At 70.9% G+C, this 17,647-nt stretch carries 20 protein-coding genes and 1 pseudogene; 8 read left to right on the plus strand and 13 right to left on the minus strand.

All coding sequences use genetic code 11. The features are described 5' to 3' along the window. Positions 1–124: 124 nt before the first annotated feature. On the plus strand, positions 125–568 hold the full coding sequence (locus ACF9IK_RS10410; RefSeq protein WP_395293954.1) for a VOC family protein: 444 nt from the start codon (positions 125–127) through the stop codon (positions 566–568). Positions 569–706: 138 nt separating this feature from the next. Here the strand turns inward: ACF9IK_RS10410 and ACF9IK_RS10415 are convergent, their stop codons facing one another. Next, entirely contained in the window at positions 707–2,359 is a 1,653-nt protein-coding gene (locus ACF9IK_RS10415; protein WP_395293955.1) for a hypothetical protein, read from the minus strand. Positions 2,360–2,685: 326 nt separating this feature from the next. Between ACF9IK_RS10415 and ACF9IK_RS10420 the strand changes: the two genes are divergently transcribed. Continuing rightward, positions 2,686–4,017, plus strand: coding sequence for an MFS transporter (locus ACF9IK_RS10420; RefSeq protein WP_395293956.1), 1,332 nt, complete (start codon positions 2,686–2,688; stop codon positions 4,015–4,017). Between the two features lie 67 nt (positions 4,018–4,084). On the opposite strand, the gene ACF9IK_RS10425 is transcribed toward ACF9IK_RS10420, so the two are convergent. From ACF9IK_RS10425 to ACF9IK_RS10465, 9 genes are all read right to left on the minus strand, one after another. After that, complete coding sequence (locus ACF9IK_RS10425; RefSeq protein ID WP_395293957.1) at positions 4,085–4,744, minus strand: Uma2 family endonuclease; 660 nt, start codon at positions 4,742–4,744, stop codon at positions 4,085–4,087. Positions 4,745–4,869: 125 nt separating this feature from the next. Continuing rightward, positions 4,870–5,250 (minus strand): metal-sulfur cluster assembly factor, encoded by a 381-nt coding sequence (locus tag ACF9IK_RS10430; protein ID WP_255752591.1) that lies wholly within the window; start codon positions 5,248–5,250, stop codon positions 4,870–4,872. A 21-nt stretch (positions 5,251–5,271) separates the two neighbouring features. Beyond that, on the minus strand, positions 5,272–5,724 hold the full coding sequence (sufU, locus tag ACF9IK_RS10435; protein WP_313765944.1) for a Fe-S cluster assembly sulfur transfer protein SufU: 453 nt from the start codon (positions 5,722–5,724) through the stop codon (positions 5,272–5,274). A 20-nt stretch (positions 5,725–5,744) separates the two neighbouring features. Next, a complete protein-coding gene (locus tag ACF9IK_RS10440; RefSeq protein WP_395298534.1) occupies positions 5,745–6,992 on the minus strand; it encodes a cysteine desulfurase in 1,248 nt (415 codons plus the stop codon). 23 nt (positions 6,993–7,015) lie between these two features. Further along, positions 7,016–7,780, minus strand: coding sequence for a Fe-S cluster assembly ATPase SufC (sufC, locus tag ACF9IK_RS10445; RefSeq protein WP_238863128.1), 765 nt, complete (start codon positions 7,778–7,780; stop codon positions 7,016–7,018). Between the two features lie 6 nt (positions 7,781–7,786). Next, complete coding sequence (locus tag ACF9IK_RS10450; protein ID WP_313765941.1) at positions 7,787–8,104, minus strand: bifunctional 3-phenylpropionate/cinnamic acid dioxygenase ferredoxin subunit; 318 nt, start codon at positions 8,102–8,104, stop codon at positions 7,787–7,789. A 5-nt stretch (positions 8,105–8,109) separates the two neighbouring features. After that, entirely contained in the window at positions 8,110–9,342 is a 1,233-nt protein-coding gene (sufD, locus tag ACF9IK_RS10455; protein WP_395293958.1) for a Fe-S cluster assembly protein SufD, read from the minus strand. Positions 9,343–9,399: 57 nt separating this feature from the next. After that, complete coding sequence (sufB, locus tag ACF9IK_RS10460) at positions 9,400–10,815, minus strand: Fe-S cluster assembly protein SufB (RefSeq protein ID WP_313765939.1); 1,416 nt, start codon at positions 10,813–10,815, stop codon at positions 9,400–9,402. Positions 10,816–10,824: 9 nt separating this feature from the next. Then, positions 10,825–11,664, minus strand: coding sequence for a helix-turn-helix transcriptional regulator (locus ACF9IK_RS10465; RefSeq protein ID WP_395293959.1), 840 nt, complete (start codon positions 11,662–11,664; stop codon positions 10,825–10,827). A 288-nt stretch (positions 11,665–11,952) separates the two neighbouring features. On the opposite strand from ACF9IK_RS10465, the gene ACF9IK_RS10470 reads away from it, so the two are divergent. Together ACF9IK_RS10470 and ACF9IK_RS10475 are read left to right on the plus strand one after the other, a co-directional pair. Then, a complete protein-coding gene (locus ACF9IK_RS10470; protein ID WP_395293960.1) occupies positions 11,953–12,879 on the plus strand; it encodes an ABC transporter ATP-binding protein in 927 nt (308 codons plus the stop codon). A gap of 47 nt (positions 12,880–12,926) precedes the next feature. Further along, a complete protein-coding gene (locus ACF9IK_RS10475) occupies positions 12,927–13,646 on the plus strand; it encodes an ABC transporter permease (protein ID WP_380234801.1) in 720 nt (239 codons plus the stop codon). A 62-nt stretch (positions 13,647–13,708) separates the two neighbouring features. On the opposite strand, the gene ACF9IK_RS10480 is transcribed toward ACF9IK_RS10475, so the two are convergent. Both ACF9IK_RS10480 and ACF9IK_RS10485 read right to left on the minus strand, forming a co-directional pair. Further along, a complete protein-coding gene (locus tag ACF9IK_RS10480) occupies positions 13,709–13,963 on the minus strand; it encodes a hypothetical protein (protein WP_395293961.1) in 255 nt (84 codons plus the stop codon). Continuing rightward, positions 13,960–14,334, minus strand: coding sequence for an ATP-binding protein (locus ACF9IK_RS10485; protein WP_395293962.1), 375 nt, complete (start codon positions 14,332–14,334; stop codon positions 13,960–13,962). Before ACF9IK_RS10485 ends, ACF9IK_RS10480 begins: the two co-directional genes overlap by 4 nt. 297 nt (positions 14,335–14,631) lie before the next feature. On the opposite strand from ACF9IK_RS10485, the gene ACF9IK_RS10490 reads away from it, so the two are divergent. The 3 genes and pseudogenes from ACF9IK_RS10490 to ACF9IK_RS10500 form a co-directional block, all read left to right on the plus strand. Continuing rightward, on the plus strand, positions 14,632–15,495 hold the full coding sequence (locus tag ACF9IK_RS10490) for a helix-turn-helix domain-containing protein (protein ID WP_395293963.1): 864 nt from the start codon (positions 14,632–14,634) through the stop codon (positions 15,493–15,495). Next, positions 15,488–15,682, plus strand: coding sequence for a DUF397 domain-containing protein (locus ACF9IK_RS10495; RefSeq protein WP_395293964.1), 195 nt, complete (start codon positions 15,488–15,490; stop codon positions 15,680–15,682). The genes ACF9IK_RS10490 and ACF9IK_RS10495 overlap by 8 nt, the downstream gene beginning before the upstream one ends. A gap of 144 nt (positions 15,683–15,826) precedes the next feature. Continuing rightward, a pseudogene (locus tag ACF9IK_RS10500) lies at positions 15,827–16,000 on the plus strand (IS5/IS1182 family transposase); the annotation flags it as partial. Between the two features lie 7 nt (positions 16,001–16,007). Here ACF9IK_RS10500 and ACF9IK_RS10505 read toward each other — a convergent pair. Continuing rightward, a complete protein-coding gene (locus ACF9IK_RS10505; protein ID WP_395293965.1) occupies positions 16,008–16,772 on the minus strand; it encodes a maleylpyruvate isomerase family mycothiol-dependent enzyme in 765 nt (254 codons plus the stop codon). Between the two features lie 223 nt (positions 16,773–16,995). Here ACF9IK_RS10505 and ACF9IK_RS10510 point away from each other — a divergent pair, with 223 nt between their 5' ends. Beyond that, the gene (locus ACF9IK_RS10510; RefSeq protein WP_395293966.1) at positions 16,996–17,499 is read left to right on the plus strand and encodes an N-acetyltransferase; all 504 of its coding nucleotides are present in this window, start codon (positions 16,996–16,998) and stop codon (positions 17,497–17,499) included. Positions 17,500–17,647 lie beyond the last annotated feature (148 nt).

Raw genomic sequence — 17,647 nt, forward strand, 5'->3', positions numbered from 1 at the left:
ACCGGGGCACGGCCCGGGGGCGCGGCCCGGGGGCGCGGCCCGGGACACGGATCGGCGCGTGGATCCGCAGGGCTCCGCCGTGTCAGGGCCCGGGTTGTCAGTCCGGCTTCCTACGCTGTCGGGCATGACAGCGCACAAGGACTTCCCGGCCCGGATCAGCATCGTCACCCTCGGCGTCGGCGACCTCGACCGCAGCGCCCGCTTCTACGAGGCGCTCGGCTGGAGCCGCTCGCCGGCCTCCAGCCCCGAGATCGTCTGGTTCCGCACCGCCGACTCGGTGCTCGGTCTCTTCCCCAACGACGAGCTGGCCGCCGACGCGGGCGTGCCCGACACCGGCGAGCCGTCCTTCCGGGGCGTCACCCTGGCGGTGAACCTGGAGTCGCCCGAACGGGTGGACGCCGCCCTGCGGACGGCGGTCGAGGCCGGCGCCACGGTGGTCAAGGCGCCGGAGCCGACCAGCTGGGGCGGCTACTCCGGCTACTTCGAGGACCCGGACGGCCACCTCTGGGAGCTGGCCCACAACCCGTTCTTCCCCTTCGCCGAGGACGGCTCGCTCGACCTCCCGTGAGCCCGGCCCGACACGAGCCCGACACGAGCCCGGCCGCCGTGAACACGGCCCGCCGCACGACCCTCCCGCCGTGAGCCCCGGCGCCCCCGCAGGGCACGAGGACTCCCACGGGGGCGGGGCAGGGGAGGGATCCCGGCGTCAGCCCTTGGAGCGCGCCTTGAAGGCGGCCTTGCGGGCCTCCTTGGCCACCGCCCGGTCCAGGTGCAGCTCGCCCACCACCTCCAGCACGTCCGCCGTGTAGGGGTGGTCGACCCGCCAGAGTTCGCCGAAGTAGCTCGCCGGGTTGTCCGTCACCGGCAGCTCGGCGATCAGCTCGCGCAGCACCTCCGCATCGCCGCCCGTGTCGAGCAGCTGGGCGGCGAAGGTGTCCACCACGGTCCACAGCGCCATCGCCCGCTCCGGCGCCGGCACGTCGGCCGCCCCGCGGCCGACCAGCCAGGCCCGCGCGCCCCCGCCCAGCTCCGGGTCGTCCAGCACCTCCCGGGCGGCGGGCTCGGCGCCCTCGCCCAGCATGGTCAGCGCGAGCTGGCAGAGCATCCGCCGCATCGGGGCGTACGCGTCGCTGCCGCGCGCCGCGGCCAGCAGCTCGCGCGCCGCCACCACCGGCTCCCGGCCGGTGACCCAGACCTTCAGTTCCTCGTCCGGCAGGACGTTGGAGGCCTCGCAGACACCACGCAGCAGCTCGACCGCGCCGCCCTGGGCCAGGTCGCCGACCAGCGGGGCGTCGTAGCCGTCCTCCAGCAGCCACTTCCGGATGCCGTACTGGCCGAGCGGGGTCAGCCGGACCAGTCCGAAGCGGGCCGACTCCTCCTCGTCCAGCGGCTCCTCGCCGACCGCGGGGAGCACCGGCTCCCCGCCCTCCTCGGCCTCCTCCTCGTCGAAGAGCTCCGGGTCGATCGGGCGGTAGTCCAGCACGCCCAGCTCGGCGAGATCGCCCAGCATCGGGTCCAGGGCGACCATCACATCGGTGATGTCGCCGAGCAGCTCCTCGCTCGGCTCCTCCCCCTCCGGCACCACCAGCAGCGCGGCCAGCACGCCGAGCGGCACGGTCTCGGTGCCCGGCTCGGCGAACGCGGTGGTCTCGTACAGCACCTGCAGCGCCTCGTCGAGCAGTTCGGCGGCCTCGTCCCTGGCGTCCTCGACCCGCGCCAGCCGGTCCTCGTCCTCCTCGGTCTCGGCACCCGGCTCGGCCGCCGCGCCGACTTCCTCGCCCTCGGGCAGCGAGTCCGCCTCCACGGCCAGCTCACGGACGATCCCGGCGGCGGTCAGCCAGAGCTCCAGAACGGTCTCCGGGTCCCCCTCCTCGGCCGGCTCCAGGTCCGGCCCCGGGACGGCCACGTGCTCGCCGGCCGCGGTGGTGCCGATCTCGATCAGGTCCAGGTCGCACGCCAGCGACCAGGCCCGCATCGCCTCGACCACCGCCTCCTCGGGCGCGTCGCCCTGCTCCGGGGCGAGGCCGAGCAGCCGGGCGGCGGGCGCCCGGTCCGGGCCGGTGAGGTCGCCGTGCTCGTCCACCGGCCGGTGCGGGGCCGTCCAGCGGGCCAGCTTCAGCGCGTACCCGAACATCGGCACGGCCTTCGCCTGGGCGGTCAGCTCCGTCTCGGACGGCAGCTTGACCGGCGGCACCAGCACGGCCGCGTCGTCCAGGTCCTCGTCGTCCAGCCCGTGCGCGGCGAACGCCCCGTAGAGGTCCTGCAGCTCCAGATCCGCCGGTAGCACCGCCCCGGCCGCCCCCTCGTCCGGCGCGCCCTCCGACGAGGCCCCAGCGTTCTTCCGACGTCGTCCGGCCATCGTTGTGCGTTCTCCCTACACCGAGCGGTCAGCCGATCGACACCCCGGATATCAGCTCCGTGTGCCGGTCCACCACCTCAGCGTATAGGCCGGGCACCTCCGGCGCCCGGCCTCCAGGGGCGCGCGCCGCAACCGTGCGCCCACCCCTTATCCTTCGAACGGTGCCGTGCCCACCCCGCGCGGACCACCGGGCAACGACGCCCACCCCTCAGCTCATCCGCTCCACCAGGGAGCCCCGCACCGCGGCCACCACCACAGCGCCTCCGGACGGGTGCGCCGGCACACCCCGCCGACCCGGTGGTGCCCTGCCTCAGGAGATCCCTTACATGGCGGACCTCTCCCCCGCCGGCCCCGGCCTGCGCACCGCGCAGCTCGACGGACGCCGACTGTCGGAGGCCCTGCTTCCCATGGAGCTCGCGCCGCGCGCCCAGCTCCAGCTCGCCGCGATCAGCCGTTGGAACGCGCTGCGCGGCGTCCGCGTCGGCCTGGTGTCGACCGCGCTGCTGCTGATGCTGATCGGTGCCAATCTGGCGACGCCGATCTACCCGCTCCTCCAGCAGCGCCTCTCCCTGACCCCGCTCGACACCACGATCCTCTTCACGGTCTACGTGTTCGCGCTGGTCCCCGTCCTCGCCGTGGTCGGCCACTGGTCCGACCACCTCGGCCGGCGCGCCCTGATCCTGCCCGCCGTGGCACTGGCCGCCGCCGGCGACGTCGTGTTCGCCACCGCCGGCGGCTTCTGGCAGCTCGCCGCCGGCCGTGCCGTCCAGGGCATCGCGGTGGGCGTGTCCACCGGTGCCGCCGGCGCCGCCCTCGGCGACCTGCTGCCGGACCGCCCCACCCTGGCCGCCAAGCTGACGCTGGCCTGCTCAGCGGGCGGCGTCGCGATCGGCCCGATCGTCGGCGCGCTGTTGTCCGGCGGGTCCGACCCGCTGCTGACGCCGTTCCTGCTGCACGCCGTCGGCCTGCTGGCGCTCTGCGTGCCGCTCGCCGTGGTGCACCCGCGGATGCCCGGCCGCAACCGCCCGCCGGCCTCCCCGCCGCGGATCACCACCCCGGCCCACCTGCGCCCGCAGCGCCTCGCCCTGCCGACCGCCGGCCGCCGTGAGTTCCTGCTCGCCGCCGGCGCCGGGTTCGTCTCCTACGGCGTCTTCGGCGTCTACCTGGCCCTCGCCCCGGCCTTCTCCGCCCGGCTGCTGCACACCTCCTCGCACCTGACCGGGGCGATCGTGGCCGCGCTGCTGCTCGGCTCCTCCGCCGTGGCCCAGCTGCTCGTCCCGCCGACGGCGGACCGCCTGGTCATCGCCCTCGGCATGACCGGCCTGGCGACCGGCCTCGGCCTGGTCGTCACCGCCCAGTACACCGGCACCCCGGCGCTGCTGTTCATCGGCAGCGTCCTCGGCGGCATCTGCCAGGGCATCGCCTTCCGCTCGCTCTTCACCACCGCCGTCGCCGCGATGAACCCGGAGCGGCGGGGCTCGGAGCTGAGCTCCCTGTGGATCATCGTCTACCTGGGCAGCTCCGCGCCCATCATCGCCGTCGGCGCCCTCACCCAGCGCTACGGCCTCCTCCCCGCCGTCAGCGGCTTCGCCACCCTCGCCGCCCTCGCCTGCGCGGGCCTGGCCCTCGCCGTCGCCAGGCGCCCGAAGCACGCCTGACCTCCACGCACCAACGCCGCCGCCCGGGACGGATCTCCGTCCCGGGCGGCGGCGTTGTGTGAGGGCCCTACACGGTCCAGGGCTTCCAGGCATCCGTCCCGACCTCGACACCGAAGGGCTCGGGCAACCGGACGGCCTCGCCGAACTTCCACTCGCCCAGGACCTCGTACGTCCCCTCGGCCTTGTCCGGCTCGCCGGACAGGGTGATCCCCGGCTGTCGCGGATCGCGATCGATCAGCAGGTAGTGCGGAACCCCTGTCCGCGCGTATCCGCTCCACTCGGTGGGCTTGATCTGTCGGCCGAACACGGGCCGCCGATCGTGGCGCGCATCGGACGACGAGGTGACCTCGACCACCAGCTCAAGGTCGAGCGGGTGGAGATGGAGTGGATCCTCCGCCCGCTTGTCGGCATCGACGTCCCTGTGCACGACCACCATGTCGGGGATGTAGCCGTCACCGATCTCGACCAGATCCAGGTTGATGGTCTGCACAGCCCGCCACGGGAAGGCGGCATCGAGAAACCAAGCCCGCTCAAAGCCTCGCCGAACGTCCGAGAGGATCCCTCCATGGGCATAGACCGGCGCTGGTGACACGACGATCTCCCCTCCGATCACCTCAACCCGCGTGCCGTCGTCCGGGAGCCGGAGGTACTCGTCGAGTTCACCCCGGACCTCCATGGCATACGGCGAGTCAGGCAGAAGCAACTGCGCGAACGCAACTACCGACATGACATCGCTCTCTCCGACGTCGCGGCACCAGCCTGGCCGCCTGGTCGCAGATATACCACTGCCGCACAAACCTTTCCCTCGAAAGGGAGGTTTGCGCGGCAGTGAGTTGACGGAAAGCCCGACCGTCAGACGTTGAAGCCGAGGGCGCGGAGCTGCTCGCGGCCGTCGTCGGTGATCTTGTCCGGGCCCCACGGCGGCATCCAGACCCAGTTGATGCGCAGGTCCTGGACGAGGCCGTCGGTGGCGGTCTTGGCCTGGTCCTCGATGACGTCGGTCAGCGGGCAGGCCGCCGAGGTGAGCGTCATGTCGATGGTGGCCACGTCCGACTCGTCGATGTGGATCCCGTAGATCAGGCCCAGGTTGACGACGTCGATCCCCAGCTCGGGGTCGACGACGTCCATCAGGGCCTCGGTCAGGTCCTCGACGGAGACGGTGCCGGCGGTGGTGCCGACGATGCCCAGCGGCGCCTCTTCGGCGGAAGGGGCGGGCGTCTCGGTGTCACTCATGGTCTGTCCTCCTCTTCTGCTTCAGTCGTTGACGGCGGGCCGTGCGGCCAGCGCCTGGGCGGTGGCGTCCTTCCAGGCCATCCAGCTCAGCAGGGCGCACTTGACCCGGGCCGGGTACTTGGAGACGCCGGCGAACGCGATCGCGTCCTCCAGCACCTCCTCGTCGCCCTCGCCCTGGCCCTTGCTCTGCATCAGCTCCAGGAAGGCCTCCTGGACGGTCTGCGCCTCGCCCACGGTCTTGCCGACCACCAGGTCGTTCAGCACCGACGCGCTGGCCTGGCTGATGGAACACCCCTGCGACTCGTACGAGACGTCCGCGACCTTGGCGCCGTCGAGCTTCACCCGCAAGGTGATCTCGTCGCCGCAGGTCGGGTTGACGTGGTGCACCTCGGCGTCGCCGTCCCGCAGCCCCTTGCCGTGGGGGTTGCGGTAGTGGTCCAGGATGATGTCCTGGTACATCGAGTCGAGCTTCATGATCGCTGTGCCCCGTCCCGTCAGCCGAAGAAGTTCCGGACGTGGTGCAGGCCGGCGATCAGGGCGTCGACCTCGCCCGGCGTCGAGTACAGATAGAACGACGCCCGCGTGGTCGCCGGAATTCCGTACCGCAGGCAGACCGGCCGCGCGCAGTGGTGGCCGACCCGGACGGCGATGCCCTGCTCGTCCAGCACCTGACCGACGTCGTGCGGGTGGATGTCGCCCAGCGTGAACGAGATCGCGGCACCGCGGTCCACGGCCGTGCGCGGGCCGATGATCCGCAGGTCCGGGACCTCCAGCAGGCGCTCGACCGCGTACGCGGTGATCGCGTGCTCGTGGGCGGCGATCTTCTCCATGCCGATGCCGGACAGGTAGTCGACGGCCGCGCCCAGCCCGACCGCCTGGGCGATCGGCGGGGTGCCGGCCTCGAACTTGTGCGGCGCGGGGGCGTAGGTGGACGAGCCCATGGTGACGGTCTCGATCATCTCCCCGCCGCCGAGGAACGGCGGGAGGTCCTCCAGCAGCTCCTGGCGGCCCCAGAGGACGCCGATGCCGGTCGGGGCCAGCATCTTGTGGCCGGTGAAGGCGACGAAGTCGGCCTCCAGCGCCTGCACGTCCAGCACCATGTGCGGCGCGGCCTGCGAGGCGTCGATCAAGACCAGCGCGCCGACCGACTGGGCCTTGCGCACGATCGTCTCGACCGGGTTGACGGTGCCGAGCAGGTTGGAGACCAGGGTGAAGGAGACCACCTTGGTCTTCTCGGTGATCAGCTCGTCGATGGTGGAGAGGTCGAGCCGGCCCTCGTCGGTCAGCCCGAACCACTTCAGCTTCGCGCCGGTGCGCTGCGAGAGCAGCTGCCACGGCACGATGTTGGAGTGGTGCTCCATCTCCGTGATGACGATCTCGGAGTCCTGGTCCACCCGGTAGGGCTCGTCGGCCCAGCCGAGCATGTTGGCGACCAGGTTCAGCGACTCCGAGGCGTTCTTGGTGAAGATCACCTCGTTGCGGCTGGGCGCGTTGATGAACGCCGCGACCTTGTCACGGGCGCCCTCGTACAGCGCCGTGGCCTCCTCGGCCAGCACGTGCACGCCGCGGTGGACGTTGGCGTTGTGCCGCTCGTAGTAGGCGGTCAGTGCGTCCAGCACCTGGCGCGGCTTCTGCGAGGTGGCCGCGTTGTCCAGGTAGACGAGCGGCTTCTCCTCGTGCAGCAGCCGCTGCAGGACGGGGAAGTCCTTGCGGATCGCGTCGGTGTCGAGCAGGCCCTTCAGAGCCGCCGACTCGTGAGCACGGGTCACTCGGAAGCGCCCCCCTTCACGTAGGCCTCGTAGCCCTCCTCCTCCAGCTTGTCGGCCAGCTCGGCACCGCCGGACTCGACGATGCGGCCGCCCGCGAAGACGTGGACGTGGTCGGGCTTGATGTAGCGCAGGATGCGGGTGTAGTGGGTCACCAGCAGGGTGCCGACCTCACCGGTCTCGCGGACCCGGTTGATGCCCTCGGACACGATGCGCAGCGCGTCGACGTCCAGGCCGGAGTCGGTCTCGTCGAGGATCGCGATCTTCGGCTTGAGCAGCTCCAGCTGGAGGATCTCGTGGCGCTTCTTCTCACCGCCGGAGAAGCCCTCGTTGACGTTGCGCTCGGCGAAGGCCGGGTCCATCTGGAGGGCGGCCATCGCCTCCTTGACCTCCTTCACCCAGGTGCGCAGCTTGGGGGCCTCGCCGCGGACCGCGGTGGCGGCGGTGCGCAGGAAGTTGGAGACCGAGACGCCGGGGACCTCGACCGGGTACTGCATCGCCAGGAAGACGCCGGCGCGGGCGCGCTCGTCGACCGACATCTCCAGCACGTCCTCACCGTCCAGCAGCACCGAGCCGCCGGTGACGGTGTACTTGGGGTGGCCGGCGAGCGAGTAAGCCAGGGTGGACTTGCCGGAGCCGTTCGGACCCATGATGGCGTGGGTCTCGCCCTGCTTCACGGTCAGGTCGACGCCCTTCAGGATCTCCCGGGGGCCGTTCTCCGCCTCGACGGAGACGTGCAGGTCACGGATTTCAAGGGTTGCCATGTGTACTCAGGACTCCTGGTTGACGGAGACGAGCACATCGTCCCCTTCGATCTTTACGGGGTAGACAGCGACCGGCTTGGTGGCAGGCAGGCCGGAGGGCTTGCCGGTGCGCAGGTCGAAGCTGGAGCCGTGCAGCCAGCACTCGATCATGCAGTCCTCGACCTCGCCCTCGGAGAGCGAGACGTTCGCGTGCGAGCAGATGTCGTTGATCGCGAACACCCCCTCGTCGGTGCGGACGACGGACACCGGAACGCCGTTGAGGTCGACCCGCTTGGGCACGTCCTCGGCCAGCTCACTGAGCGCGCAGGCGCGGAGAAAACTCATCGGGTTCAGACCGCCGCTTCCAGCTCGGCCTCGATCTTCTCCATCAGGTGGTCCTGGATCTCGGCGACACCGATCTGCTGGACCAGCTCGGCGAAGAAGCCGCGCACCACCAGGCGGCGGGCCTCGTCGGCCGGGATGCCGCGGGCCTGCAGGTAGAACAGCTGCTCGTCGTCGAACCGGCCGGTGGCGGAGGCGTGTCCGGCGCCGACGATCTCGCCGGTCTCGATCTCCAGGTTGGGGATCGAGTCGACCCGGGCGCCGTCGGTGAGCACCAGGTTGCGGTTGTGCTCGTAGGTGTCGGTGCCCTCGGCGGCCGCGCGGATCAGCACGTCGCCGACCCAGACCGCGTGCGCGTCCTGACCCTGCAGCGCGCCCTTGTAGACGACGTTGGAGCGGCAGTGCGGGGTGTCGTGGTCGATGACCAGACGGTGCTCCAGGTGCTGGCCGGCGTCGGCGAAGTAGAGGCCGAACAGCTCGGCCTCGCCGCCGGGCGCCGCGTAGGTGACCCGCGGGTGGATGCGGACCAGGTCGCCGCCGAAGGTGACGACCACGGACTTCAGCGAGGCGTCCCGGCCGACCAGGGCGGTCTGCTGGGCGGCGTGCACCGCGTCCCGGTCCCAGTCCTGGACCGAGACGAAGGTCAGCTTGGCGCCGTCGCCGAGCAGCAGCTCGACGTTGGCGGCGCGGGTGCCGGTGCCGGTGTGGTTCAGCACCACGACGGCCTCGGCGAACGGCTTGACGTCGATGACCACGTGGGCGAAGCGGGTGCCGCCCTCGCCGTGCACGTCGATCTTGACCGGCTCGGTGAGCACCGTCTCCTTGGGGACGGTGACGACCAGTGCCTGCTCGAAGGCGCTGAACGCCTGCGCGGCGACCCGGTCGACCGGCTTGCCGGCCTTGCCCAGGCGGGCGTCGTCGCGGCCGACGGTCTCGGCGGTGACGCCGTCCGGCAGGCTCAGCTCGACCTTGTCCTCGCCCTTCTCCGCACCGACGGCGCTGCCGTCGTGCAGGCCGCCGAGGCGGTGCAGCGGGGTGAACCGCCAGTCCTCCTCGCGGCCGGTCGGCACCGGGAAGTCGCCGACCTCGTAGGAGGGCTTGACCGCGACGCGGGCGTCGATCGGCTGCTGGACGGTGGCACGGCCGGTGCCGGGGCCGGCGAGCTGCGCGCCCGCGCCGGCCGTACCGACCTCGATCGACCCGGCGGTGGTGGAGCCGGTGGGGGTGTTGACGTCAGCCATGGCTGTCGTAGTGCTCTCTTCCTAAGAATGCGGACAAGGACTGCGTGCGGCTTCGCGTCAGCCGACGGAGCCCTCCATCTGCAGCTCGATCAGCCGGTTCAGCTCCAGCGCGTACTCCATCGGCAGCTCACGCGCGATCGGCTCGACGAAGCCGCGGACGATCATCGCCATCGCCTCGAACTCGGTCATGCCGCGGCTCATCAGGTAGAAGAGCTGGTCCTCGCTGACCTTGGAGACCGTCGCCTCGTGGCCCATGGACACGTCGTCCTCGCGGACGTCCACGTACGGGTAGGTGTCCGAGCGGGAGATGGTGTCGACCAGCAGCGCGTCGCAGAGCACGTTGGACTTGGCGCCCTTCGAGCCCTCACCGATCTCGATCAGACCGCGGTAGGAGGTACGGCCGCCGCCCCGCGCCACCGACTTGGAGACGATGTTGGAGGAGGTGTTCGGCGCCATGTGGACCATCTTGGCGCCGGCGTCCTGGTGCTGGCCCTCACCGGCGAAGGCGATCGACAGGGTCTCGCCCTTGGCGTGCTCGCCCATCAGGTAGACGGCCGGGTACTTCATGGTGACCTTGGAGCCGATGTTGCCGTCGATCCACTCCATGGTCGCGCCCTCGTACGCCACGGCGCGCTTGGTGACCAGGTTGTAGACGTTGTTCGACCAGTTCTGGATCGTCGTGTAGCGGCAGCGGCCGCCCTTCTTGACGATGATCTCGACGACCGCGGAGTGCAGCGAGTCCGAGGAGTAGATCGGCGCGGTGCAGCCCTCGACGTAGTGGACGTAGGCGTCCTCGTCGACGATGATCAGCGTCCGCTCGAACTGGCCCATGTTCTCGGTGTTGATCCGGAAGTAGGCCTGCAGCGGGATGTCGACGTGGACACCCTTCGGCACGTAGATGAAGGAGCCGCCGGACCACACCGCGGTGTTCAGCGCGGCGAACTTGTTGTCGCCGGCCGGGATGACGGTGCCGAAGTACTCCTTGAAGATCTCCGGGTGCTCGCGCAGCGCGGTGTCGGTGTCCAGGAAGATGACGCCCTGCTCCTCCAGGTCCTCGCGGATCTGGTGGTAGACGACCTCGGACTCGTACTGCGCGGCGACACCGGCGACCAGGCGCTGCTTCTCCGCCTCCGGGATGCCCAGCTTGTCGTACGTCGCCTTGATGTCCGCGGGCAGGTCCTCCCAGGACTCGGCCTGCTTCTCGGTCGAGCGGACGAAGTACTTGATGTTGTCGAAGTCGATGCCGGAGAGGTCGGAGCCCCAGGTCGGCATGGGCTTCTTGCCGAACAGCTTGAGGCCCTTGAGCCGCAGGTTCAGCATCCACTCGGACTCGTTCTTCTTCGCGGAGATGTCGCGGACGACGTCCTCGCTGAGACCGCGCTTGGCAGCGGCACCCGCGGTGTCCGGGTCGGCCCAGCCGTACTCGTAGGTGCCCAGGCCTTCGAGCTCCGGGTGCGAAACGGTGTCAGTCATGCGAGCTTCCTAACGCGCGGACGCTGAGTCTTCGGTGGACGTACCGGCAGTCGGCACTGCATCGGAACCGCCCGCGGAACGCAGGGTGGGCGACGATGCGGCACCGGGTGCCGGCACATAGGTGGTGCAGACCCCGTCGCCGTGGGCGATGGTGGCCAGCCGTTGCACATGGGTGCCCAGCAGCTGGGAGAAGACCTCGGTCTCCGCCTCGCACAGCTGCGGGAACTGCTCGGCGATGTGCGCGACCGGGCAGTGGTGCTGGCAGAGCTGGGCGCCCGCCGGGGCTTTCGCCGCGGCCGACGGGACCCGCCGCACCGTGGCAGCGTACCCGTCGGCGCTCAGGGCCTGGGCGAGCGCCTCGGTGCGCTCCCCCGCCTCGGCCCGACGCACGGCGTCGAGGTAGCGCTCGCCCTGCCGCCCGAACCGGGCCCGGGCGAAGGCGGCGACGGCCTCCTCGCCGGCCGTGCCGCCGCCCACGGCGTCCGAGATCCAGCGCAGCGCGTCGGCGGCGAGCTGGTCGTACGCCTGGTAGAAGGCGTCCCGGCCGGCGTCGGTGAGGGCGAAGACCTTGGCCGGGCGCCCCCGGCCACGGCTGCCGTACACCCGCTGCTCGCGGGCGTCGACCAGGCCGGCGGCGGTCAGTCCGTCCAGGTGACGGCGGACGGCGGCGGCGGTGAGGCCGAGCCGGCTCGCCAGGTCGGCGGCGGAGGAGGGACCGTGGTCGAGGATCGACCGGGCGACCCGGTCCCGGGTGGCGCGGTGGCCGTCCAGCAGCACCTCGGCCGCCGTCGCGGGCACGGCACAGCCGGGGGCCGACTCGGCCTCCTGCTGCGGGGCGTGCTCGCGCATGTTTTTCACAACACGATTGTTGCGTAATTACTTCCGGCGAGACAAGCCGTGATGCAGGCCTCACTCGTGTCATCTGTCACGCAGGTAAGGCTTACCTGACCTGCGAGAACGATCGCGGCGGGCGCCGTCCCACCCGGTCGGGCCGGAGCCGTCCCGGGCTTCAGCGGGCTGACCTGCGGAGCTCCGGGTCGGGCCGGGCGGGGGTGGCCGTGCGTCCGCCGCGCGTCCGCCACGCCTCGACGTGGCCTCGGCGCGGGGCGCCGTGTTCACCCTCTTAGACTCGCCCGTATGCACTCCGAACCCGCGGTCCAGATCACCGGGCTGGTCAAGCGCTACGGCGAGAAGACCGCGGTGGACGGCCTCGACCTCACCATCCCCCGCGGCGCCATCACCGCCGTGCTCGGCCCCAACGGCGCCGGCAAGACGACCACCATCGAGACCTGCGAGGGCTACCGCCGCCCCGACGCCGGCACCGTCCGGGTGCTCGGTCTCGACCCGGTCGCGCAGAGCGCCGCGCTGCGCCCTCGGATCGGCGTGATGCTGCAGTCCGGCGGCGTCTACGCGGGCGCCCGCGCCGTCGAGATGCTGCGGCACACCGCGAAGCTGCACGCCCACCCGCTGGACGTGGACGCGCTGGTGGAACGGCTCGGCCTCGGCTCCTGCGGCCGCACCACCTACCGCCGGCTCTCCGGCGGCCAGCAGCAGCGGCTCGCCCTGGCGATGGCCGTGGTCGGCCGCCCCGAGCTGGTCTTCCTGGACGAGCCCACCGCCGGCCTCGACCCGCAGGCCCGCCGCGCCACCTGGGACCTCGTCCGCGACCTGCGCCGGGACGGCGTCACCGTGGTCGTCACCACCCACCACATGGACGAGGCCGAGCAGCTGGCCGACCGGGTCGCGATCGTCGACCGCGGCCGCGTGATCGCTGAGGGGACGACGGAGGAACTCTGCCGCGGCGGCGCCGAGTCCTCGCTGCGCTTCGACGGCCCGCCCGGTCTCGACCTCGGCCCGCTGCTCAAGGAGCTGCCCGAGGGCGCCACCGCCGACGAACCGGCCCCCGGCAGCTACCGCATCGAGGCGCCCGTCGACCCGCAGCTGCTGGCCACCGTCACCGGCTGGTGCGCGGCCTCCGGCATCCTGCCCGAGCGGCTCACCGTGCAGCGCCGCAGCCTCGAAGACGTCTTCCTCGACCTGACCGGACGGGACCTGCGCTCGTGACCTCTGTGGACTACTCCCCCAAACCGGGCGCCGCGCCCGTCGGCCGCATGCTGCTCGCCCAGACGGCGTTCGAGACGAAGATGCTGCTGCGCAACGGTGAGCAGCTGCTGCTGACCGTGGTCATCCCGACCGTGCTGCTGGTGCTCTTCTCTGCCGTGGACATCGTCGCGGTGGACGGCCCCGGCAAGCGGGTCGACTTCCTGGCGCCGGGGCTGCTGGCGCTGGCCGTGATGTCCACCGCCTTCACCGGACAGGCCATCGCCACCGGCTTCGAGCGGCGTTACGGGGTGCTGAAGCGGCTGGGCGCCAGCCCGCTGCCGCGCTGGGCGCTGCTCACCGCGAAGACGGGGTGCGTGCTGGTGACGGAGGCGCTGCAGGTGGCGCTGCTGTCGGTGATCGCGCTGGCGCTGGGCTGGTCCCCGCAGGGCGATGTCCTGTCCGTGCTGGCCCTTCTCGTCCTCGGCACCGCGGCCTTCTCGGGGCTCGGCCTGCTGATGGCCGGCACGCTGAAGGCCGAGGCCACGCTGGCCGCGGCGAACCTGGTCTTCATCCTGCTGCTGCTGGCGGGCGGGGTGATCGTCCCGCTGAGCAAGTTCCCCTCGGCCGTCCAGTCCGTCCTGGAGCTGCTGCCCATCGCCGCCCTCTCCGACGGCCTGCGCTCGGTGCTCCAGACCGGCGCCGGGGTGCCGTGGGCCGACCTCGGCATCCTGGGCGCCTGGGCCGTGCTCGGACTCGCGGCCGCGGCCCGCTTCTTCCGCTGGGAGTAGCCCCGCGCGTGAGCTTGTCGCGAGGCCCCCGTCCCACTGGCGGGGGCCTTCGCGTTGGCTGCTCAGGTCGGTATGCGGTGCCGGCCGGTTGCGGTGGGCGGCTTGGGGATCTCGGGACCGAAGCGACCGGCCTGCCGGGCGATCCAGGCGTACTCGTGGGTGCCGTCGGGAAGCGGGCGCAGCTCCCACCGGCCGTGGGGGGTGATCGGCTTCGGGGCGTCGCCGTTCACCCTGACGGCAGTGACGACGCCGAGGGCGACGGTGACGAAGGCGAGCGCGAGCAGGGTGAGGAGCGCCGCGCCGACCAGGACGTTCACGCGGCGCAGTCCAGCTCGAACCAGACGCACTTGCCCTTGCCGCGCTTGCGCGGGGCGGCGCCGAAACGGTGGGTGAGCGAGCGGACGAGGTGCAGGCCCCGCCCGGAGAGCGCGTAGGGGTCGGCGGAGATGCGGGGTTCCGGGAGCACCGGGCTGTCGTCCGCGACGGAGACACGGACGGTGCGGTCGGAGGAGAGGACGAGGACGACCATCGGCGCCGGGCTGCCGCCGTGGCGCCAGGCGTTGACGTACAGCTCGTGCAGGGCGAGCTCGGCGTCGTGGATGAGGTCGTCGGGCCAGCCGGCGGCGGTGAGCGTGTCACGCAGCTCGTCCCGGGCGGCGGACCAGTCAGGCGGGTTGAGGGCACACATGGGAAACCTCCGAGCGAGGTGGGGTGCGAGGAGATCCGGCGGAGACATCGCCGTGAGCCAAGCTGGAGCGGGACCGGAACGGACACGCCTGGCTGCTCTGCGGCGCACTGGGCAGCAGGCGCCTACTGCCAAGGGAACAGGCATTACTGACGATCCGTCGGATCGCTGTGATGTAGACCATAGCGCAGCACTACCTAAAATTAAGTAGCGATCGGGGAAGTTACCTCCCCAGGGGGACAGATGGTCCTGCAGACGGACAGAGCGGCAGACTGGTCCCACGAGACGTGAGAGGACGCCATGCCCGGTCGCCACAACCCGACCCTTCGTCAGCGCCGCCTGGGTGCTGAGTTGCGGAGGATGCGAGAACAAGCCGGCCTCGGTGGCAGCGAACTCGCCCGTACGCTCTCTGTGAGTGCGGCCCATGTAACCCAGCTGGAGACCGGGAAGAGCAGCGTCAGCTCAGACCGGCTCCGGACCTTCGCAGCAGCCTGCGGGTGCACCAACCAGCCACTCATCAACGCCCTGGCCGAGATGGCAGCCGAGCGGACGAGGAACTGGTGGGACGAGTACCGGGGAACCTTGGGCGCAGCCTTCCTCGATGTGGCAGAGCTGGAAGGCTACGCGGAGGGGATCACCACGTACACCATCACATTCATTCCAGGACTGCTTCAAACCAAGTCGTATGCCACCTCGGTGTTCAATCGGGCGATCCCGCCCCTGCCCCAACATGAAGTCGACACCAGGCTGGCATTCCGTCTGCGGAGGCAGGACCTCGTTCGGTCCGGCAAATCCGGATACTCGGCCTTCATTCACGAAGCCGCGCTCCGAATGCAGTTCAGCGGGCCGACAGTCCTTTCGGAGCAGCTCGGCTCCCTCGTCAAGGACTCCGATAGCCCGAGCATCACCGTTCGCGTCGTACCGTTCGAGATCGAGTCCCTTCCCGGCCCCAGCGAGAACTTCACCTATGCAAGAGGCCCGGTCCCCGAGCTCGACACCATCCAGATGGACGTCAGCTACGGCCACCTTCTACTCGACGCTCCGACGCAACTCGCAAATTACAGGGAGATCCTGACTCGCATGGCGTCCGTGGCTCTCACCGAGGAGGACTCACGCGAGTTCATCCTCTCCATCAAGAAGGAGATCGAGGGCAGGAATGGATAGTCCCGCGTGGCAGAAGTCCAGCTACTCCAGTGCCAATAACGCTTGCGTCGAGGTGCGCACCGCTGACGGCCTGATCGAACTCCGCGAGTCCGACGACGCCGACACCATCCTCCGCACCACCCCCGCCAACTTCGCCAAGCTCGTCCAAGCCATCAAAGCCGGCGAGCTCGACCAGCACGCCAACTGATTGCCCCCAGCAGCCCGTCCCGGCGTAGGAAGTTGGACCCGCCGACTTCCTACGCCGGCCTCCGGCCCACCTCACAGCATTCGCCCCGCCGAACTGACGCTCGGCGGGGCGAAATGCTCAGGAACCCTTGGAGGACATCCAGCCCGCACCGCCCGCCGTGGGAGCGAGACCTCCAACCACCTCGGCCGGCACCGCTGGGTGATCGGGCGCACTAACGCCCGGCTCGGCGGCTTCCGTCGGCTGCACCGCCGCTACGAGCGCAAGGCCGACCACTTCGCCGCCTTCGCCGGCATCGCGGCAGCCATCATCTGCACCCGCTCGGCCCTTAGCCCCAGTTCTGCAGTCGCTGGAGCAGGTCGGCATCGCCCTCCATCCGCAGCGAGCCGGCCGGGATGCGCATGTACATGAGCAGGGCCATCTCACTCGCCGTGCCGTAGATGGCGGCGGTGGGCTTGCTCTCGGCGGCCTCCGCCGCGGTGAGGCGGGTGAAGCGGGAACCGGCGGCGTCCACCGTCTGGCGCCAGGAGCCGGCCTCGGCTGCGTGGTAGTCCATGGTGGCGGGCTCGCCCGGCCACGGGACCGTGACGGTGCAGACGGTGGCGAGGAACTCCTCGATGGCGTCGACCGCCTCGATCGTCGGCAGCTCCTGCGGGGTGCCGGAGGCCAGCTGAGCGTCGTAGGTGTGGATCAGCGACTCCGGGACGCGGCGGCGGGCCGCGGCGGCCACCGTGTGCAACGAGGCCAGCGGCTCCCACCAGGCCCAGCAGCCCCGGTCCGGGCCGGCCTCGCGCAGAGCAGTGAGCAGCTGTTCCGTCGAGTCGGCCAGCCAGGCTATGAGGGCCTCGCGCTCCCGGGGCGCCGCCAGCCCGTCCTTGCTCGGCCGCTCGTCGCCCGGCGCGGTGTTCCGCACGATGTAGGCCCAGAAGCGGTCCCCCTCACTGAGGTGGTTCGCCAGGTCGTACAGCGTCCAGCCCGGGCAGGACGGGACGTCGGCGTCGAGGCTGGGGGCCGCGGCGACGGCGGCGCGGAACGCGGCGGACCGCTCGTCAATCATCCGCAGCAGAGCGGGGAAGTGGAGATGCTCAGTCACGCAGGCCTTGTATCACCCGGACCGGAACTCTCGCACCCGCTTTTAAGCCCCCAGATGAGATGTCCTCTCAAGCAGCCGTTGCCATACCGATCATGGAGTCTGTCGATCGAACGGGAGTCTCGATCGGGTGATCGCGGGCCCTGCCCGGCATGAGCGCAGGGCCTGCCGGTACAGGGGGAGGTCCAGGGGAGCGGACGGCCGCGCGCTGCTACGGTCGCGTGCCATGAGCTGGCTTCCCGATGACTTCGTCCACCCCGTCCTGGTACCGCTGCCGGGCGGTGGCCATCACCTGCGGCCGATCCGGGAGGCGGACACCCCGCTCGACTATCCGGCTGTGATGGGTTCGCGCGAGCGCCTGTGGGCCATGTTCGGCCCGGCCTGGGGCTGGCCCGCGGCCACCATGACCTACGAGGCCGACCAGGCCGACCTGTTGCGGCACGAGAAGGAGATCGCCGCACACCAGTCCTTCAACTACGCGCTGTTCGACGCGGCGGAGACGGCTCTGCTCGGCTGTGTCTACATCGACCCACCGGAGAGGGCCGGCGCGGACGGCGAGATCTCCTGGTGGGTGGTGGACGAGCTGGTCGGCAGCAAGATCGAGCAGGCCTTCGACGCGCTGGTGCCGCAGTGGATCGCCGCCGACTGGCCGTTCGAGCAGCCGCGCTTCCTCGGCCGCGAGATCTCCTGGTCGGACTGGCTCGCCCTGCCGGAGCACCCCGGCACGTGAGTGGTTGCCGCCCGTACCGACCTCGAAGGCTGTCGATCGAACGGGAGTCTCGATCGGGTGATCGCGGCGGTTTCCGCGCGTGAAAGCAGGGCCTCCAGGTAGCTCGGGGCTGCGATCCCATTCCGAGTGGTTCCCGGAGGCCCTGTTG

Origin of the sequence: Kitasatospora hibisci, assembly GCF_043950205.1 — a bacterium.
GTDB classification, from domain to species: Bacteria; Actinomycetota; Actinomycetes; order Streptomycetales; family Streptomycetaceae; genus Kitasatospora; species Kitasatospora hibisci.

Excerpts from the sequence above, each read along its gene's own strand:
- ACF9IK_RS10465 (WP_395293959.1), bottom strand. The coding sequence starts at position 11,664 with ATGCGCGAGCACGCCCCGCAGCAGGAGGCCGAGTCGGCCCCCGGCTGT.
- ACF9IK_RS10470 (WP_395293960.1), top strand. The coding sequence starts at position 11,953 with ATGCACTCCGAACCCGCGGTCCAGATCACCGGGCTGGTCAAGCGCTAC.
- sufC (WP_238863128.1), bottom strand. The coding sequence starts at position 7,780 with ATGGCAACCCTTGAAATCCGTGACCTGCACGTCTCCGTCGAGGCGGAG.
- sufD (WP_395293958.1), bottom strand. The coding sequence starts at position 9,342 with ATGGCTGACGTCAACACCCCCACCGGCTCCACCACCGCCGGGTCGATC.
- sufB (WP_313765939.1), bottom strand. The coding sequence starts at position 10,815 with ATGACTGACACCGTTTCGCACCCGGAGCTCGAAGGCCTGGGCACCTAC.
- ACF9IK_RS10485 (WP_395293962.1), bottom strand. The coding sequence starts at position 14,334 with ATGTGTGCCCTCAACCCGCCTGACTGGTCCGCCGCCCGGGACGAGCTG.
- sufU (WP_313765944.1), bottom strand. The coding sequence starts at position 5,724 with ATGAAGCTCGACTCGATGTACCAGGACATCATCCTGGACCACTACCGC.
- ACF9IK_RS10510 (WP_395293966.1), top strand. The coding sequence starts at position 16,996 with ATGAGCTGGCTTCCCGATGACTTCGTCCACCCCGTCCTGGTACCGCTG.
- ACF9IK_RS10415 (WP_395293955.1), bottom strand. The coding sequence starts at position 2,359 with ATGGCCGGACGACGTCGGAAGAACGCTGGGGCCTCGTCGGAGGGCGCG.
- ACF9IK_RS10495 (WP_395293964.1), top strand. The coding sequence starts at position 15,488 with ATGGATAGTCCCGCGTGGCAGAAGTCCAGCTACTCCAGTGCCAATAAC.
- ACF9IK_RS10410 (WP_395293954.1), top strand. The coding sequence starts at position 125 with ATGACAGCGCACAAGGACTTCCCGGCCCGGATCAGCATCGTCACCCTC.
- ACF9IK_RS10420 (WP_395293956.1), top strand. The coding sequence starts at position 2,686 with ATGGCGGACCTCTCCCCCGCCGGCCCCGGCCTGCGCACCGCGCAGCTC.
- ACF9IK_RS10450 (WP_313765941.1), bottom strand. The coding sequence starts at position 8,104 with ATGAGTTTTCTCCGCGCCTGCGCGCTCAGTGAGCTGGCCGAGGACGTG.
- ACF9IK_RS10425 (WP_395293957.1), bottom strand. The coding sequence starts at position 4,744 with ATGTCGGTAGTTGCGTTCGCGCAGTTGCTTCTGCCTGACTCGCCGTAT.
- ACF9IK_RS10490 (WP_395293963.1), top strand. The coding sequence starts at position 14,632 with ATGCCCGGTCGCCACAACCCGACCCTTCGTCAGCGCCGCCTGGGTGCT.
- ACF9IK_RS10475 (WP_380234801.1), top strand. The coding sequence starts at position 12,927 with ATGCTGCTCGCCCAGACGGCGTTCGAGACGAAGATGCTGCTGCGCAAC.
- ACF9IK_RS10430 (WP_255752591.1), bottom strand. The coding sequence starts at position 5,250 with ATGAGTGACACCGAGACGCCCGCCCCTTCCGCCGAAGAGGCGCCGCTG.